This window comes from Methylobacter sp. (assembly GCF_023227905.1).
In the GTDB taxonomy this organism is placed as follows: Bacteria; Pseudomonadota; Gammaproteobacteria; order Methylococcales; family Methylomonadaceae; genus Methylobacter_A.
Genome location: NZ_JALOCF010000124.1, coordinates 1 through 2,776, shown reverse-complemented (window position 1 = coordinate 2,776; position 2,776 = coordinate 1). Strand labels below are relative to the sequence as shown.

The window sequence follows — 2,776 nt, the reverse complement described above, 5'->3', positions numbered from 1 at the left end:
TTTCCATATTTCAGTATTTGCAGCCATACAATTTCATCATCTTCGGCACGTAGCTCAATTCCCGTGTAGAGAATGGAAACAAACTCGTTGTAATGAAACAGTCTTTCGTGCATCAACGTTTTTCGCGGCTCTTTTTTGTTCCTGGCTGTAAACAGTGAGCTGCGTGCGTAATCGTTAGGGATGTGCCTTAAGTCGTCACGATCGGCTACACATTCAAACAAGTCAAGCTGAAACTGTGAATTAGGTTTTAAGCCCTTGCTATGTAAATAAGCGTTGCGTTGCACCCGGTCGATTTGGCCGGTGCCTTCTTCATTAATCAGGTCTTCGCCAATCTTTTTAGCATGTTTCATTATGACCTCTTTTACATGTTATTTTTTGCTTTGGTCTTAGTATCTAATGAATGCTGCAATAAACTCTGTTTTGTCATCTTTATTGAACCGGCTTGGTACAAATACGACTTTGAACAGTATGTTCTTGCTTTTTACTTTCGGTAGTACGCTGTATATGTATTGTTCGTGCTGTTTCAGAGTCATTATGACGTAAATTGGCATTACAGGTAAGATGATAAATGAACTAAAGCATATTATGATGCTTGTGAGCAACTCTTTTAAGGGGCGGTTATAAGCTAAATAGCTAAAAGTTTAGCTAAATAAATCGGGGCAATATTCTTTGCGTATAGCAATAAATCTTGAATTTTTAGCCGCTAAAATTTGAAGAGACAACTACTCTAAACAAGGCAAAAGCGTGTAGTTATATTTTCTTTACAAGTGTTCTGCGTATCTTGGGTGAACGCGGCATGACCCAAAGTGATTTACATGAAATATCTGGAGTATCAAACTCCTTTCTTTCTGATCTAACCGCAGGGCGCTGAAATCCATCTCTCAAGGTTATGGTAGACATCGCCAAAGTTGACTCCTTTTCAGTTCATTCATACCGTTAATTTAAGCAAATCGCGGCTATCGAACACTCCGGGTCTTGCTTTCAAATTCGAATCAGTGCGTTACTAGAATTTAAGTGCATCATTTATTAGCTGTACAAAATATTATGAGTTTATAGACATGATAATAGGTGTGCCATACAATGTCTATGAAATCGTTTTAAGCGTATTTTATAGACACAATTTCTACTAATCGATTTAATAAACATATTTGCTATGAGACTCTTCGGTTATGCCCGTGTTTCCACGAGCCAGCAATCTCTCGATATTCAAATTAAAGCACTTAACGAAGCCGGTGTTAGTTCAAGCCGCATTTTTACCGACAAAGCTTCCGGCAGCCATGTAAAGCGTGATGGACTCGATTTGTTACGTGTGAAGGTAGAAGAAAATGATGTCATCCTGGTAAAAAAACTGGATCGTTTAGGCCGGGATACGGCAGATATGATTTCTTTAATTAAAGAATTTGATGAAATGGGGGTTTCCGTCCGTTTTTTAGATGACGGAATTAGTACCGAAGGCACGATGGGGAAAATGGTTGTCACTATTTTATCTGCGGTAGCTCAAGCAGAAAGACAACGAATCCTTGAACGTACTAACGAAGGCCGGATAGAGGCAAAAGCAAAAGGCGTGAAGTTTGGTCGGAAACCCAGTATTGATAAAAAAAGGGTGCTGGACTTGTACGAAAAAGGAACAGGTGCGACCGCTATTGCTAAACAAATGGGCATTGGCCGTTCGACGGTGTACAAATTACTTAAGGATTCTGGAAATAAGTAATATTTAGATTTTACGCGAATAGTGGTTGTATCTGCCTTATTAATCAAAGATAACCCGCCGTCTATGCCGGGAGACTCTCAATGGTTTGACCTATAAGTCAGCCTTGATGATTCCCGAAATATGCGTTTTTGTAGTTAATACAACAGAACCCATTAATAATGTGCGCTGTTTTTCAGTTTAAAAGCTAGGTATAACAAGGCATTTATAATTAATTTTTGATTTGCGCTGCGTTTGCGAATAAATCAGGGCAATTTACGGGCAACAATAATTCGTTTTTTTTCTGCTATGCTTGTTATTGAAGATGTGTTCGGAACGTTTCGGACGTAGGCGAGTGAGCTTTTATTTTGAAGTCGTACTCGGCGCTGCACACATCTTCGTTCCGATATCCAGTTAGCCTTCTGAGGACTATCGGATTAAAGCTTGTAAGCGAATGCAACAGAATCTATGAAAAACCAGATACCAGCCGGTTACTAATTCATTTAACCAAAACCAGTCCAGATTCGATGACCGTTGCGTCAATAATACGTCCTGAGTTTTCGTTTTTAATTTTGATGAGTTGACCTTTTGTGCCATCCATCATCGCAATCCCGTTCGTTCGAATGGTAAAAGCGGGTTGTATGGTGCTGATAATGATTTTGTCTCGCCGCTTGATAAGATTGGGTTCGATAAAACTTTTCAAACTCAAGATAGCACCTACCGGTGCGTAACGTGCAGCTTGTTTGTTTTCAATCTGTTCGGCTTGGGTAACAAAATCCCCTCTAAGTTTGGATATGTCTCTTTTTTCGATAGCAAGGTGTTGTCTGGTAATGATTTCGCCTCGTTGTACCGGTCGAGTCAGAACAATAACGTTTTCATAAACTTTAATAATGGCTGAAGTGAAAATCGACCATTTTTTTTCGGCGTTGCAGCGTACGCCTATTGATGTTCTGCCGGGTTTTATTACGCCGGTTGTTGTAAATGCCTCCAGCGGTACGGTGCATTCTGGAAGTTTTAATAGGCTGTCGAGAGGAAGCACGCTGATTTCGTATTCAACAGAGGTATTTATATTTCGCGCAACAGTGTCTT

The 2,776-nt window shown here is 39.9% G+C and carries 3 protein-coding genes; 1 reads left to right on the top strand and 2 read right to left on the bottom strand.

The genetic code is table 11. The annotated features are described in order from the left end of the window. On the bottom strand, positions 1-350 hold a 350-nt coding region (trfA, locus tag M0R47_RS21660; RefSeq protein ID WP_292558433.1), incomplete at its 3' end, for a plasmid replication initiator TrfA. 803 nt (positions 351-1,153) lie between these two features. Between trfA and M0R47_RS21655 the strand changes: the two genes are divergently transcribed. After that, complete coding sequence (locus M0R47_RS21655; RefSeq protein WP_292558432.1) at positions 1,154-1,711, top strand: recombinase family protein; 558 nt, start codon at positions 1,154-1,156, stop codon at positions 1,709-1,711. Positions 1,712-2,186: 475 nt separating this feature from the next. Here M0R47_RS21655 and flgA read toward each other — a convergent pair. Further along, positions 2,187-2,776 (bottom strand): flagellar basal body P-ring formation chaperone FlgA (gene flgA, locus M0R47_RS21650; RefSeq protein WP_292558431.1); only part of this gene is annotated, 590 nt, incomplete at its 5' end.